The sequence below is a fragment of the Haloarcula sp. KBTZ06 genome, assembly GCF_048595605.1.
Classification (GTDB): Archaea; Halobacteriota; Halobacteria; order Halobacteriales; family Haloarculaceae; genus Haloarcula; species Haloarcula hispanica.
Map to the genome: position 1 here is coordinate 1,739,003 of NZ_CP184337.1, position 12,756 is coordinate 1,751,758.

Genomic DNA, 12,756 nt, shown 5'->3' on the forward strand with positions numbered 1-12,756 from the left:
CAATCGCTTTTGTTGCTGCCCGGCTAACATCCGTGTATGCCTGTTACTTCGGACGACGAACTCCGAGAGATCCTCGAACTGGACCGCGTCGCCGTCGTCGGGTGTTCGACCAGCCCCGGCAAGGACGCTCACGAGATCCCGAAGTACCTCCGCGAACAGGGGTACGAGGTGATTCCGGTCAATCCCTTCGCAGACGAGATATTCGGACAGAAGGCCTACGACTCGCTGTCAGAGATTCCCGGCGAGATAGACATCATCGACGTGTTCAGGCCAAGCGACGAGGTCAGCGACATCGTTGACGCGGCCCTGGAACGGGACGACGACGCCGTCATCTGGCTCCAGCTCGGCATCCACGACGACGAGGCCGTCGAACGTGCCGAAGCGGCCGGCCGCCGCGTCGTCCAGGACCGCTGTATGAAGCCGACCCACCAGCAACTGATGGCCTGAACAGGCAGATAACGGCTGAATGCGGTTGACACAGCCGTCGCCCGTACGGTCAGTCTGTGTCTGGGCCACATCCGGAGTGTGCTGCCGTGGGAGCCAGAGGGTACTGGCTCGTCCGGATGCTGTTCACCGGGCGCTGGCGGTCAGTTACCTCCTGGTGTTCGTTGTCGCGACCACGCGGTTCCGGTGTCGGTTCTGCGCTACGCCAGCCCGGTCAGCGAGGGCAATTTGCAACACGCCAGGGTCCGAGGTCGTCAGTTCGTGCCGTCCCTGCGCGCTGGCGGCGTCTTCGACATGACCTTCCCCCACTTCGAACGGTTATCGGCGACCTGTCGATAGGCCCGCTCGCGGAACCGCTCGTAGTCTTCGAACTGCCGGAAGAAGGAGACCAGCGGCCGCGCCGGCTTGCCTATGTCAGTGTAGGTGAGCGCTGTCTCGATGGACTCCCCACAGGAGTACACCTCCTCCTCGGTCACCAGATGCGAGCAGGACTCGTAGTCGTCCGGGAGTCGCTCCAGCAGGTCGTCGTCGAGGTCGGAGAACCCGACGATTTCGAGGTCGGACCGCTCGTCGATGAAGTCCGCCCACCACGTACAGAAGCCGCAGCCGTCGTCGTAGACGAGCGTAGCGTCGCTCATATTCGAGCTACGTACCCGAGGCACAAACACCTGTGGTTCAGCCGGCGGGAATTTACAGCCGATCACCACAGGTACGGACGTGGAGCGATTCGTCAGACTGATCGTGGCCGGCGGGCTTGCCTTGGTAGTCGGGCTCTGGACGGTTTGGCTTGTGGCCTCGTTCTCGGCAGTCCGGTTCGGCGGGGTCGCGCTCGCACTTCTGGGACTGGCCGCCCTCGGAGTCGGTATCAGCCGGCAACTGTCACTCAGTTAGTGACCGCGGCGTGACTGTGACGCCAACTGTTTTGCCTGCCGCTCTCTTCAGAGCGCGTATGGACGAGGATGCAGTCGCCGAACTCATCGAAACGGAACTGCCGGAGGCACAGGCGACGGTCACCACACCGCGGGACCCCGACGACGACAAACACTACGCCGTACGCGTGGTGTCCCCGGCGTTCGAGGGAGAATCACTAGTCGACCAGCACCAGCTCGTCCACGACGCGCTCGGGGACCATCTCACCCGCGACATTCACGCTATCGAGCTGACGACACTGACGCCCGAGGAAGCCGAGTAGTCGTATCCCGGCGGTGCGGTTCCGCTCGACCCGTCGGTACAACCTCGTTTGTCCCGTCGGTACGCCTTTATTGCCGACGGCGTTAGTGAGGGTATGGCATTCGAGCCCGAAGAACTCTCGCCCGAAGAAGTCACGGACCAGGTAGACAGCGTCATCGAGGACAACGAGGTCGTGCTGTTCATGAAAGGCAACGAGCTGATGCCACAGTGTGGCTACTCGAAGAAGGCCCTCGCACTACTGCAACAGCACCGCGACGACATCGAGACAGTGGACGTGCTCAAGGCGACCGACGCCTATCGGGAGGCCCTAGAGCGCCACAGCGACCGCGAGACTATCCCCCAAACGTTCGTCGACGGGGAGTTCATCGGCGGCAGCGACATCCTCGAACAGCTGGACGAGCGCGGTGAACTCGCGGAAAAAGTCGGCCAGTAAGCGCAGTCGGGAGTGGCGGCGGCGTTACTCCTCGTCTTCGTCTTTCATGTCGCCGAGTTTGTCGACGAGGTCGCTCGTGGTCGCCTCCGTCTCGAAGGAAACCGACCCGTCGTGGTCGTTCTCGTGAACCGCAACGCCCTCGCTGTCGTCTGCGTCTACGTCGTTGTCCTTCTGTTCGGATTCATCGTAGCTACCAAAGCCCATACAACTACAACTCGCAGTCCCACACTAAAATTCGCCGGTTCCTGCCGAGACACGACCACACGATGACATACCGAGACAAGCAAAGGTTCTTTACCGTGCTTGCACTCCCGCTAGATAACGGCAGTCGAGAGCCGTGGTTTTACCGACGGCTATCGGGCCTCCATCTCCAAACTTATGAGTTCCGCAGACGAGACACTTGATCGAATCAAAGCACAGGTCGAAGAAGAGACACCGGACGACATCGAAATCGATTCCGTCGCGTTCGAGGGGCCGGAGCTGGTTATTTACACGCCGGATGCGCAGACGGTCGCCAACCGCGACGGGATCGTCAGAAACCTCGCACAGACGCTTCGCAAACGAATCAACGTTCGCCCCACGCAGGAAGCCCTCGTCCCGCCGAACGAAGCCCGGGCACGAATCACACAGACGATTCCCGAGGACGCCGGCGTCCAGAACCTGGATTTCGACCGCCAGACCGGCGAAGTGTTCATCGAGGCCGAAAAGCCCGGCCGCGTCATCGGCCGCCACGGCGCGACCCTCGACGAAATCTCCGCTTCCGTCGGCTGGACCCCCGAAGTCGTTCGGACGCCGCCGATGGAGTCCTCGACGGTCTCGAACGTCCGGAACTACCTCAAGCAGGAACGGGAGGAACGACGGGACATCCTCCAGCGCGTCGGTCGACAGATCAACCGCCCCACTACGAGCGACGAGGACTGGGTTCGACTCACGACGCTGGGCTGCTGTCGCGAGGTCGGGCGCGCCGCCTTCATCCTCTCGACGCCCGAGTCACGCATCCTCATCGACTGCGGCGACAAGCCCGGTGCTGAGGGCGAGGTCCCGTACCTTCAGGCACCCGAAGCGCTCGCGGCGGGGCCGAACTCCCTCGATGCCGTCGTCCTGACACACGCCCACCTGGACCACTCCGCGCTCATCCCGATCCTGTTCAAATACGGCTACGACGGCCCGATTTACACGACAGCGCCGACACGAGACCTGATGGGCCTGCTCCAGCTGGACTACCTCGACGTGGCTTCGAAGGAAGGGCGGACGCCACCATACGAGAGCCAGCAAGTCCGTGACGCGCTGAAACACACGATTCCTCTGGAGTTCGGCAACGTCACCGACATCGCGCCCGATATCAAACTCACGATGCACAACGCCGGTCACATCCTCGGCTCGGCGGTGTGTCACTTCCACATCGGCGAGGGACGGTACAACGTCGCCTTCTCCGGTGACATTCACTACAAGGACACTCGGCTGCTCGACGGCGCTGTCAACGACTTCCCGCGGGTGGAGACGCTCGTGCTGGAGTCGACCTACGGCGGGAAAAACGACTACCAGACCGACCAGTCCGACTCCGAACGGGTCCTCAGAGATGTCATCAACGAGGCCTACGAGAACGACGGCAAAATCCTGATTCCGGCTTTCGCCGTGGGTCGGTCCCAGGAGCTCATGCTCGTCCTCGAAGAAGCGATGCGAAAGGGCGATATCCCGACGATGCCGGTGTATCTCGACGGGATGATTCGAGAGGCAACGGCCATCCACACCGCGTATCCGGAGTACCTCCGGGACGACCTCCGCCAGCGTATCCTGTACGAGGACGAGAACCCGTTCCTCGCCGAGCAGTTCGAGCAAGTCGACGGCGGCGACGAGATGCGACAGGACATCGCCGACGACGAGCCGGCCATCATTCTGACCACCTCCGGGATGGTCACCGGCGGCCCCGTGATGTCCTGGCTCCGACTGCTGGGCAGCGACCCGGACAGCACGATGGCCTTTGTCGGCTATCAGGCCGAGGGGACGCTCGGTCGCCAGATCCAGCGCGGCCAGGACGAGATTACCTTGGGCGATACGAGCGGGCCACGCGCCGAGCGGGTGAGCCTCAGGCTCAACGTGGAGACGGTCGATGGCTTCTCCGGCCACGCCGACCGACAGGGGCTTGAGTCGTTCGTCGAGACGATGCACCCGCGACCGGAGAAAATTCTCTGTGTCCACGGCGACGCGTCCACGACGAACCAGCTGTCCTCGGCGCTGTACCAGAAGTTCAATATGCGGACGCACAACCCGAAGAACCTGGAAACGTTCCGCCTGTCCTGAACGGCGTCTCAGTCCTTTTCAGAGAGGTTCAGTCCGGCAAACAGCCGCGCCGAAATCACTTGCTCGACGATGTCGACGAGCACGGCGTCGTCGCTCGTGTAGTCGGCGAAAATGCCAAGCGGGACCTCGCCGCCGGCCATCTCTCTGTGACCACCCGCGCTCCCGACATCGCCCAGCGATGCGTCCAGAACGTCACCGATATTGATACGGGAGTCCGTTGACCGGGCGCTGAGCTGGATGGTGTCCTCGACAATGCCGAAGACAATGGCCGTCTCGACGCCCTCGAGCGTCGCCAGGTAGTCGGCCGCCTGCGGTAGTGCGTCCCGCTCCTGTGTCCGGCCGACGTGCGAGATTAACACCGAGCCTTTGACCGTCCGGTTCTCGATTGCGTCCGCGATGGCGTCGACGGTCGCACCACTGACTGATGGCGAGGAAAGCTGGCGCAACAGGTCCGAATCAGCCGCCGCTGTCAGGAAGCCGGCCGCCCCGTGCTCGTCTGTCGTCACGCCGCGCAGGAAGCCCAGCGTCTCGCGTCGAATGGCAAACAGTAGCGCCGTCGCCAAGCGGTCGTCGAGTTCGATGTCGAGGTCCCGCAGGTACTCGGTCAGTATCGTCGCCGTCGCCCCGATTTCTACCCGGTGATCGACGAACCGGGCGCTGATATCCTCGGCGGGATGGTGGTCGATAACGATGTCGACCGAGACGTCTTCGGGGACCCGGTTGTTCGCCCCCGGAATCGAGTGGTCGACGAAGGCGAGCAATTCCGAGGATTCCCGGTCGGTCACGTCGGCTGCATCGAACTCCTGGATGTCCATCTCCAGCAGATTGACGAACGAGCGGTTCTGCTGGTGTGAGATCTCGCCGCTGTAGAGGATGCGTCGCTCGTCGATGCCGACGGCGGCCGCGATGCGACCGAGTGCGAGCGCGCTGGCCAGGCAGTCGGGGTCGGGGTTGTTGTGACAGACGATGGTGAGTGACTCCGCCTCTCCGAGCAAGTTTTCGAGTTCCGTTGCGGGGCGCATCTATCAGTCGACCCTTCGGGCTCCTGATACAAGCGTGTGGGGGCCAGCCGCTGAGTCACAACTGGGTGCGCAGTTGCTGGACGAGGACGCCGACGACGAACGCGAGACCGAGGTTGACGAGTACGCCGAGGACGCCGATTGCCGCGACGACCGCCAGGTCGTCCGTTTTGGAAACGCCGGTCCAGCCCAGTTGGAGCGCGATTAGTACCAGAATGACCCCGAGCAGCGCCGTCGGGTAGGCCGCGATGACGCCGACGGCGAGGAACGCAGTCAAGACGTAGCCCGCGCCGAGTAGCAGGTTCGCGCCGGGCGTTCTGGCACCGAAGGCGTACTTTCCGGCGACGCCGCCGCTCCCGTGACACATCGGGAACGCGCCGAACGGGACCGCGGCGAGGTTCATCAGCCCCATGCTGTTCGAGAGCTGGTCCGCGGACACGTCCCGATCGAAGTAGTCTGCAAGCAGGACTGACGTGGCGAGGGCGGCGTTGCCGACGGTGACTGCAATCTGGGCGAGGACGGCCTCTGCCGTTTGCACCGACAGTGTCATGCGTGGAAGCATGAACATGGCGTCGACAGCGGGGACGGACGGCGTCGGTACGCCGGTCTCCGCGAGGGCGAGAACGACGCCGAGGACGAAGACGGCGAAGGCGCTCTGCCCACTGTAGCCCAGAAGTGCGAAGAGGGCCACAAGGCCGACGGCAACGACCAGGAGTGTTGGGTCGCTGAGCCCGAGACCGACGCCCGTCTCCAGCAAGACCAGCGCGACGCCGAGTTGGACCCCCCGGACCACGGTGTCGTCGACGTACCGATTGACCGTCCCGAGCGACCGCGTGGTACCGAGTACGAGCAGGATGCCCGCCAGCAGGAGCCCCGCAACGACGAGTTCGCCGGTGGAGATAGTCCCGACGATGACCAGCGCGGCGAAGGCCTTCATCGGCTCGACCGATATCGGGACGCCGTAGTACAGCCCCCAGACGACCTGAAAAACGCCGAACCAGACGAGCATGACCGGGAGCGAGAGCTCCGTCAGCACGGCGACGGCCACGACGACCGGGAGCACCGTCGCGGAGTCCCCGACAGCGCCGGTGAGTTCGTTCCACGACAGTGAAATCGCGGTTCGGTCGCGGAGCGGGAGACTCATCCTGGCCGGTTTTCACGATGGAACAGTAAGAGCGTTTGCCCGCGGCGACCGCTACTCCGAGTACTCGTAGGGCGCACGGTCCCCGTCGGTGTCGATGTACTCGTCGTTTATCTCCCACTCGCCGTCCTCGGTCTCGACCATGTACTCGCCGTAGTAGGGGACGCGGGTGTCGACCGTCTCGCGGAACGCGGCGCGCATCGACTCCTTTGTCGTGCCGATGTCCCGCAGGTCGTCGTTGCGGTTCAGACAGCCCTTGAGATAGCCATCGTGGGTGAGCCGGACGCGGTGGCAGTTCGCACAGAAGTTCTCGTTGCCGACGGGGTCGACGATTTCGACCATGCCGCTGTTCTGGTTGTTGACCGGTTCCGTCTGAACGCCGCCGTCGGACGCGGCCAGCGAGGTGGTCGCGCCGCTCCCTTCGACCGCCGCCTCGGTGCTGTGTATCCAGTAGCGCTTGCGGTCGTGCATCTCCCGGTGTTCAACCGTGTCCGCGCGGTCTTCGAGCCAGTCGTGGACGCGGTCGATGTCGATGGCCCACTCCGGGTGGCCGGCCAGTTCCGGCATATACTCGATGAGCTGGAGCTGGAGCCCGGGGTTCTCGGCGACGTGGTCGACCATCTTCGGGACGTAGCCCGCGGTCGGCTCGAAGACGACCATGTTGAGCTTCACCGGCGCGAGGCCGGCGTCCAGCGCCGCTTCGACGCCTTCGAGGACGCGGTCGTAGGCCCCGCTCTGTGTCAGCTCGGCGAAGGCCTCGCTGTCGAGCGCGTCCTGCGAGACGTTGACCCGCTCAAGGCCCGCGTCGACGAGGTCCGGGGCGCGGCCGGGGAGGAAGGTGCCGTTGGTCGTCATCGATACCTCCATCTCGTCGGGGGCGCGCCGGACGATTTCCTCCAGGTCCTCCCGGAGCATCGGCTCCCCGCCCGTGAACTTCACCGAGTCGACGCCGAACTCGGCGGCGACTTCGAGGAAGGCCACGATGGTGTCGGCAGTGAGTTCGTCGTCCTGTGCCTCCATCGGGCCCCGTGTGTCGCCCAGCCCCTCATTGTGGCAGTAGACGCAGTCGAAGTTACACCGGTCGGTCAGGGAGACGCGGACACCGGAGACCTCGCGACCGAAGTCGTCTTCGAGCATTTCCTTGCTAACTGTTCACAGCACAACCTCTTAAATGGCGTGACTGGTCCGGTTCCGTCGTCGCGCGCACCAGGGTAACGATTAATTCGGCGACTGCCGTGCACTGCGTATGAACATCGTCGATGCGCTGGACGCGCGGCGGGGAACGACCTGTTTCGTCGGCGCTGGGGGGAAGAAGACGACGATGGCAGCGCTCGCAGCGCGACTAGAACACGCCGTCGTCACCGCGACGGTTCGGATTCCGATTTTCGACGGGTGGGTCGAGGACGTTGTCGTGACGGAAACCCCACGGACAGCCATTGACGAGGCGTCTGCGTGGCCGCTGGGCGTCGTCCCGACACAGGAGCGGCCGGACCGCTACCGCGGCTACGACCCGGAAACCGTCGCCGACCTGGCAGACGTCGACCACCCGATTCTGGTGAAAGCCGACGGCGCGCGGATGCGTGAGTTCAAAGCACCGAGCGACCGGGAGCCACAGCTACCCCCGACCGCATCGACGGTCGTTCCCATCGCCAGCGCGCACGTCGTCGGCGAACCCCTGACCGACGACATCGTCCACCGCGTCGACGAGGTAGCCGCGATTACCGGGCTCGATCCTGGCGACGAGATTCGACCACAGGATGTCGCCGCGGTCCTCGCCCACGAACAGGGCGGGCTGAAAGACATCCCTCCCGACGCGACCGAGATTCCGCTACTCAACATGGTCGACGACGAGAGACTCGAAACGAACGCGCGGGCTGTCGCCGAGGGGATTCACGACCGCGCCGACGTGCCACGCGTGGTGCTCGCGGAAATGCGAGCCGACGACCCACTGGTGGCAGTCGTCTGAGAGCGAGCCGACACCGGCCCCGTTCGTTCAGAACCGTTCGGCCGCGGCCTCGAACTCCTCGCGGGTGTTGAGGTTGTTGAACGTATCAAGTGAGGTGCATTCGAGTATCTCTTCGCGTTCGACGACGACGTAATCGAGGTCGAACAGCGGTTCGACGACTTTGTGCTCGCCGCGTTCCAGCGCTCGCTGGCAGGCCGCCTGCATTGCCTCGGCGTGGTACACCGCCTGTGTCGTCTGGAACCACTCGTCCGGGCGCGGCACCGCGGCCTCGTGGGACGCTGCCCGCTCGAACAGATAGTCGAGGAACGCGGGATCGACGAAAGGCATATCACAGGCCACCACGGCGGCGTACTCGCTATCGACGGCCCCCAAACCGGTTGCGATGCCCGCCATCGGCCCCTGATCGGGGTCCTCGTCGAGCGCGAACGTCGGGTCGAGGGTGTGGCCCGACAGCGCCGCGTCGATGGCCTCGACCTGGTCCTCGCGGCAGTTCACGACGAGTTCGTCGACGACCTGTCCCAGTCGGTCGGCGACGCGGCGAATCATCGGCGTCCCCGCGAGGTCGGCGACGGCTTTGTCGCTGTCGCCGAACCGCGTCGACCGACCGCCCGCAACGATGACACCTGCGCGCATACCCTGCCTTCTCGGGTCTGGCAGAAAGGTGCTTGGTGCTGTGGGTAATCCTTTAGTCGACAGACGGAAGAGTGAGGTATGATGACAGTAGCCAATCGGGACCGGATGCTCCACGTCGACCTGTCGTCGGCATCGGTCGAGAGCCGTCCGGTCCCGGAGGCCTGGCGTCGCCAGTTCGTGGGTGGCAAGGGACTCGGCGCTCGGTATCTGTACGACAAACTCGACGCAGGCACCGACCCGCTAGGCCCCGAGAACGTCCTGTTGTTCATGCTCGGGCCGGTCTCCGGGCTGCTCCCCGGCGAGACACGCTACGCGGCGGTCACGAAGTCGCCCTTGACTGGCGGCTTCCTCGACTCCTATGCGGGCGGGACGTTCCCGGACACGCTGGCCGGCGCGTTGCAGGACCACACCGGGATTCTTGTCACCGGGCGCGCTTCGGAGCCGGTCAAACTCGTCGTCGAGGCCGACGGCGCGACGGTCGAACCCGCCGAGACGTGGGGGCAGGATACAGCCGAAACCGACGCAGCGTTCCCCGAGGCTGCGGTGGCGTGTATCGGCCCGGCGGGCGAGCAGGGCGTCGCGTTCGCGACCATTGCCTCCGACGGCGGCGAACACCACGCGGGGCGGGGCGGTGCCGGAACAGTGATGGGCGCAAAGCGGCTGAAAGCCGTCGTCGTCCGCGGCGACCCGCCGACGGACCTCGCGGAGCTACGGGAACAGTACGCCAAGCGGTACCGCGAGGGCGACACCGGACAGTGGCTCAACGCCAGCGGGACCGTCGAAACGGTCGACTTCGCCAACGAGATCGGCGCGCTCTCGACGCGCGGCTGGGAAGACGGCCAGTTCGAGGGAGCCGATGGGGTCGGTATCGAAGCCGTGCAGGAACTCGCCGCGGGGCGGGAGTACGACGACGATGCTAGCCCCGGCGGGTTCCGCGTCCAGACGGAGGACGGCGAAACCGTCCCGCGCGGGGCGACGGCGATGAGCCTCGGGGCCGGCCTCGGCATCGACGACTTCGACGCCGTGGCGGCGCTGGGCGAGACCTGTAACCGGTTGGGTCTCGACCTCATCAGCGCCGGGAGCGCCGTCGCGTGGGCCATCAAAGCCGGCGACGCCGGCCTACTCGACGAATCGCTCGATTACGGGAGCCCCGACGACGCGCGGGCGCTCCTCGAAGCCATCGTCGCGCGGGAGTCGACGCTCGGCGACGCTCTGGCCGACGGCGTTGACGCGGCCTCGGCCCGTCTAGGCGGGGACGACCTCCTGCCGACGGTCAAGGCTATGGAACTGCCCGCGTACGACCCCCGCGGCGCACGGAGCATGGCACTGGCGTACGCGACCAGCGACCGCGGGGCCTGTCATCGGCGGGCGCTCCCCATCGAGCGGGAAGCCTTCGACTCCGATTGGGACCCGGAGCGGGCGGCCGCGGCCGTCATCCGCGAACAGGACCAGCGCTCGGTGCTGTGGTGCCTCGTCGTCGACGACTTCGTCGGCGACGCCTTCGAAGACCTCGGCGCGGAGTGGCTCGACGCTATCGGCCTGGACACGGACGGCAACCTCGCGACGGTCGGCGAGCGGGTCTGGACGCTCACGCGCCTGTTCAACGTCCGGGAGGGCGTTTCCCGAGCCGACGACGAACTCCCGGCAAAGCTGCAGGAACCGCTTGATTCTGGCCCGAACGCTGGCGCGGCAATCGACACCGAGTCGTTCGACGCGATGCTCGACGAGTACTACAGCCAGCGCGGCTGGGACGCCGACGGCCGGCCCACCCCCGAGACAATCGAGCGACTCGGCCTCACGGACGCCGTCGACCAATCGACACGACCAGCGGACACGACACTCGGAGAATGACAGACGAAATCGACCTCGACGAACTCGACGTACAGGACGACGAGGAGACGCCGAACCGGGGCGACTGGTTCTGGAGTGGTGATGGCGACCCCGAAGACGAACCCGACTCCGGAGCGACTGGGACCGAATCGGTACGGCCCGACAGCGATACCGAGGCTGAGAGTCCCGGCGCGGCCACAGGTACGGGTCCTGCTTCGGACACTGGTGTCGAAGGGAATGGCGGAGATACCGCCAGCGCAGACTCCAGAGACCAAGCGGTCCCCCACGTCCCGCGGGAGAACAAGGACAAGCCGGTCGGTATTCCGACAGACAGCGGCGGCGCGGGCGGCGCGGGCGGCGCGGCCGCGACCGACACAGACCCGGCCTCGAACGTCGCCGAGGACCCCGCTGCCGGCGAGGAACCCGTCGAAGCGAGCGGTCCCCACGGCGGCGGCATCGACGACATGACGATGGCCGTGACCTACGACGCGGCCCGGCAGTTCGCCGACCCGCAACTGGTGTTCCGTGAGGCGCGGGGATGGGCCGACTGGGTCGGTATCGTCGGCGACGTGGAGGCGTTCGTCATCAACAAGTTCCAGCGCGACCATGGCATCGACGCCGATTTCTTCAGCGGCGCGGGCCAGGAGCCAGCCGAGCGACTTGCCGACATCGACAAGCACTCTATGTTCTACGCCGAGCGGATGGTCCTCGTCGGCCGCCCGGACGACGAACCGATTGCAGAGCGGACCGGCTGGGAGTTCATCCCACTCGCCGACGCCGCCGAGAAAGCGGACTGGGACCTCGTTGATGAGTGACGGCGTATATTTATAATGCTTGCTGGTCATTGTCATACACGAACGACAATGACACTCCGAACCGCGGTCCGACAGTCGAAGATACTCACGTTCGTGGTACTGGGTGCCTTCGTCTGGCTGTTACTGACGCTGTTCGAAGTACTGTCGACCATCGACCTCGCGACCGGCACAGCGACGTTCGTCGGCCAGAACGCGCTGGGTGGCATTGCCGGGGTGTTGGTGTTGACCATCGTGCTCGGAGCGCTCGTGGTCCTGTACTCCGAGATAACCGAGTCAGACCCGGCCCCGCAGTCGTGGCCCCCGTCGGAAGAATGACGTACTACAGTTGCGAAGAATGCGGCCAGATGATAGACCTCTCGGCGTTCGAGGGGCAGCCGCGCCGGCAGGACTGTCCGGTGTGTGAGGAGACGACGCTGTGGACGCCCGAGTTCGAGGGTGAAGGGGTGTCGTTTTGACACTCGCTTTCGAGGTGAGCGACCGCCTGTACGAGGCCGCTCAGGAGTGGGCCGACCGGCGGTTGGAGGACATCGACGAAGCGATGGAAACGAAAGTCGAGCAGGCGTTGCTGGAGATCGAACACCTCGTCTCACAGTCCCACGACGTGGCGTTCGAGGTCGACGGCCGCGAGGTACGGTACGAACCGACAGAAGAACTGGCCGCGTTGCTCCGTCGGCAGGCCGAGGAGAGCGGAATCGACGAGAGTACCGTGCTGAAGATGCACGTCGACCTCTACGCGAACGCGTTCCTCGACGAAGTCTCGGACGAGCAGAAACCGCCGGGAACGCCGTCTGAGTGACGGCACCAAAACTTAAGCCCGGCCACTACGACAGATGATATACAATGGCACACGAAGAGAGTGAGTGGAAACCGAAGGGTGCGACAGAGACGTTCAACGACTTCGAGGTCTGGGACCACGGCGTCTGGCCGGGCGACGTGAACCAGAACGACACGACGACGGACGACGACGAGGAGTGACCCGCTGC

At 64.9% G+C, this 12,756-nt stretch carries 17 protein-coding genes; 11 read left to right on the top strand and 6 right to left on the bottom strand.

Annotated features, from left to right (window positions below):
* Positions 1-36 precede the first annotated feature (36 nt).
* Positions 37-447, top strand: a complete 411-nt coding sequence (locus ACNO8S_RS09000) for a CoA-binding protein (RefSeq protein WP_014040679.1) — start codon at positions 37-39, stop codon at positions 445-447.
* A gap of 251 nt (positions 448-698) precedes the next feature.
* Here the strand turns inward: ACNO8S_RS09000 and ACNO8S_RS09005 are convergent, their stop codons facing one another.
* Positions 699-1,082, bottom strand: coding sequence for a thiol-disulfide oxidoreductase DCC family protein (locus tag ACNO8S_RS09005; protein ID WP_420181809.1), 384 nt, complete (start codon positions 1,080-1,082; stop codon positions 699-701).
* Between the two features lie 311 nt (positions 1,083-1,393).
* Between ACNO8S_RS09005 and ACNO8S_RS09010 the strand changes: the two genes are divergently transcribed.
* Together ACNO8S_RS09010 and ACNO8S_RS09015 are read left to right on the top strand one after the other, a co-directional pair.
* Complete coding sequence (locus ACNO8S_RS09010) at positions 1,394-1,636, top strand: BolA/IbaG family iron-sulfur metabolism protein (RefSeq protein ID WP_014040681.1); 243 nt, start codon at positions 1,394-1,396, stop codon at positions 1,634-1,636.
* Between the two features lie 93 nt (positions 1,637-1,729).
* Positions 1,730-2,068, top strand: a complete 339-nt coding sequence (locus tag ACNO8S_RS09015; RefSeq protein WP_008313275.1) for a glutaredoxin family protein — start codon at positions 1,730-1,732, stop codon at positions 2,066-2,068.
* Between the two features lie 24 nt (positions 2,069-2,092).
* Here ACNO8S_RS09015 and ACNO8S_RS09020 read toward each other — a convergent pair whose 3' ends face one another.
* The gene (locus tag ACNO8S_RS09020) at positions 2,093-2,272 is read right to left on the bottom strand and encodes a DUF5786 family protein (RefSeq protein ID WP_004516241.1); all 180 of its coding nucleotides are present in this window, start codon (positions 2,270-2,272) and stop codon (positions 2,093-2,095) included.
* A 174-nt stretch (positions 2,273-2,446) separates the two neighbouring features.
* On the opposite strand from ACNO8S_RS09020, the gene ACNO8S_RS09025 reads away from it, so the two are divergent.
* Positions 2,447-4,369 carry a beta-CASP ribonuclease aCPSF1 gene (locus ACNO8S_RS09025; protein WP_014040682.1) on the top strand — a complete coding sequence of 641 codons (1,923 nt, stop codon included), beginning with the start codon at positions 2,447-2,449 and terminating at the stop codon, positions 4,367-4,369.
* 8 nt (positions 4,370-4,377) lie between these two features.
* Here ACNO8S_RS09025 and ACNO8S_RS09030 read toward each other — a convergent pair whose 3' ends face one another.
* From ACNO8S_RS09030 to moaA, 3 genes are read right to left on the bottom strand one after another with little or no spacing between them, the layout of a single operon-like run.
* Positions 4,378-5,391, bottom strand: a complete 1,014-nt coding sequence (locus ACNO8S_RS09030; protein ID WP_014040683.1) for a DHH family phosphoesterase — start codon at positions 5,389-5,391, stop codon at positions 4,378-4,380.
* Positions 5,392-5,446: 55 nt separating this feature from the next.
* Complete coding sequence (locus ACNO8S_RS09035; protein ID WP_420181810.1) at positions 5,447-6,532, bottom strand: putative sulfate/molybdate transporter; 1,086 nt, start codon at positions 6,530-6,532, stop codon at positions 5,447-5,449.
* Between the two features lie 51 nt (positions 6,533-6,583).
* The gene (gene moaA / locus ACNO8S_RS09040) at positions 6,584-7,666 is read right to left on the bottom strand and encodes a GTP 3',8-cyclase MoaA (protein WP_064287562.1); all 1,083 of its coding nucleotides are present in this window, start codon (positions 7,664-7,666) and stop codon (positions 6,584-6,586) included.
* 109 nt (positions 7,667-7,775) lie between these two features.
* On the opposite strand from moaA, the gene yqeC reads away from it, so the two are divergent.
* Positions 7,776-8,495 carry a selenium cofactor biosynthesis protein YqeC gene (gene yqeC / locus ACNO8S_RS09045; RefSeq protein WP_050036713.1) on the top strand — a complete coding sequence of 240 codons (720 nt, stop codon included), beginning with the start codon at positions 7,776-7,778 and terminating at the stop codon, positions 8,493-8,495.
* A gap of 27 nt (positions 8,496-8,522) precedes the next feature.
* Here the strand turns inward: yqeC and ACNO8S_RS09050 are convergent, their stop codons facing one another.
* A complete protein-coding gene (locus ACNO8S_RS09050; RefSeq protein ID WP_151103520.1) occupies positions 8,523-9,128 on the bottom strand; it encodes a molybdenum cofactor guanylyltransferase in 606 nt (201 codons plus the stop codon).
* A 78-nt stretch (positions 9,129-9,206) separates the two neighbouring features.
* On the opposite strand from ACNO8S_RS09050, the gene ACNO8S_RS09055 reads away from it, so the two are divergent.
* From ACNO8S_RS09055 to ACNO8S_RS09080, 6 genes are read left to right on the top strand one after another with little or no spacing between them, the layout of a single operon-like run.
* Complete coding sequence (locus ACNO8S_RS09055; protein WP_420181811.1) at positions 9,207-10,979, top strand: aldehyde ferredoxin oxidoreductase family protein; 1,773 nt, start codon at positions 9,207-9,209, stop codon at positions 10,977-10,979.
* Positions 10,976-11,773, top strand: a complete 798-nt coding sequence (locus ACNO8S_RS09060; RefSeq protein WP_420181812.1) for a DUF7124 domain-containing protein — start codon at positions 10,976-10,978, stop codon at positions 11,771-11,773. Before ACNO8S_RS09055 ends, ACNO8S_RS09060 begins: the two co-directional genes overlap by 4 nt.
* 48 nt (positions 11,774-11,821) lie before the next feature.
* Positions 11,822-12,088 carry a hypothetical protein gene (locus tag ACNO8S_RS09065; RefSeq protein WP_420181813.1) on the top strand — a complete coding sequence of 89 codons (267 nt, stop codon included), beginning with the start codon at positions 11,822-11,824 and terminating at the stop codon, positions 12,086-12,088.
* Entirely contained in the window at positions 12,085-12,228 is a 144-nt protein-coding gene (locus ACNO8S_RS09070) for a hypothetical protein (protein WP_004516231.1), read from the top strand. The genes ACNO8S_RS09065 and ACNO8S_RS09070 overlap by 4 nt, the downstream gene beginning before the upstream one ends.
* On the top strand, positions 12,225-12,569 hold the full coding sequence (locus tag ACNO8S_RS09075; RefSeq protein ID WP_174878659.1) for a hypothetical protein: 345 nt from the start codon (positions 12,225-12,227) through the stop codon (positions 12,567-12,569). The genes ACNO8S_RS09070 and ACNO8S_RS09075 overlap by 4 nt, the downstream gene beginning before the upstream one ends.
* Before the next feature lie 44 nt (positions 12,570-12,613).
* A complete protein-coding gene (locus ACNO8S_RS09080) occupies positions 12,614-12,748 on the top strand; it encodes a hypothetical protein (RefSeq protein ID WP_008313251.1) in 135 nt (44 codons plus the stop codon).
* Positions 12,749-12,756 lie beyond the last annotated feature (8 nt).

Bases quoted from the DNA above. Each gene is read 5' to 3' on its own strand.
- ACNO8S_RS09000 (WP_014040679.1), top strand. From the start codon at position 37: ATGCCTGTTACTTCGGACGACGAACTCCGAGAGATCCTCGAACTGGAC.
- ACNO8S_RS09005 (WP_420181809.1), bottom strand. From the start codon at position 1,082: ATGAGCGACGCTACGCTCGTCTACGACGACGGCTGCGGCTTCTGTACG.
- ACNO8S_RS09010 (WP_014040681.1), top strand. From the start codon at position 1,394: ATGGACGAGGATGCAGTCGCCGAACTCATCGAAACGGAACTGCCGGAG.
- ACNO8S_RS09015 (WP_008313275.1), top strand. From the start codon at position 1,730: ATGGCATTCGAGCCCGAAGAACTCTCGCCCGAAGAAGTCACGGACCAG.
- ACNO8S_RS09020 (WP_004516241.1), bottom strand. From the start codon at position 2,272: ATGGGCTTTGGTAGCTACGATGAATCCGAACAGAAGGACAACGACGTA.
- ACNO8S_RS09025 (WP_014040682.1), top strand. From the start codon at position 2,447: ATGAGTTCCGCAGACGAGACACTTGATCGAATCAAAGCACAGGTCGAA.
- ACNO8S_RS09030 (WP_014040683.1), bottom strand. From the start codon at position 5,391: ATGCGCCCCGCAACGGAACTCGAAAACTTGCTCGGAGAGGCGGAGTCA.
- ACNO8S_RS09035 (WP_420181810.1), bottom strand. From the start codon at position 6,532: ATGAGTCTCCCGCTCCGCGACCGAACCGCGATTTCACTGTCGTGGAAC.
- moaA (WP_064287562.1), bottom strand. From the start codon at position 7,666: ATGCTCGAAGACGACTTCGGTCGCGAGGTCTCCGGTGTCCGCGTCTCC.
- yqeC (WP_050036713.1), top strand. From the start codon at position 7,776: ATGAACATCGTCGATGCGCTGGACGCGCGGCGGGGAACGACCTGTTTC.
- ACNO8S_RS09050 (WP_151103520.1), bottom strand. From the start codon at position 9,128: ATGCGCGCAGGTGTCATCGTTGCGGGCGGTCGGTCGACGCGGTTCGGC.
- ACNO8S_RS09055 (WP_420181811.1), top strand. From the start codon at position 9,207: ATGATGACAGTAGCCAATCGGGACCGGATGCTCCACGTCGACCTGTCG.
- ACNO8S_RS09060 (WP_420181812.1), top strand. From the start codon at position 10,976: ATGACAGACGAAATCGACCTCGACGAACTCGACGTACAGGACGACGAG.
- ACNO8S_RS09065 (WP_420181813.1), top strand. From the start codon at position 11,822: ATGACACTCCGAACCGCGGTCCGACAGTCGAAGATACTCACGTTCGTG.
- ACNO8S_RS09070 (WP_004516231.1), top strand. From the start codon at position 12,085: ATGACGTACTACAGTTGCGAAGAATGCGGCCAGATGATAGACCTCTCG.
- ACNO8S_RS09080 (WP_008313251.1), top strand. From the start codon at position 12,614: ATGGCACACGAAGAGAGTGAGTGGAAACCGAAGGGTGCGACAGAGACG.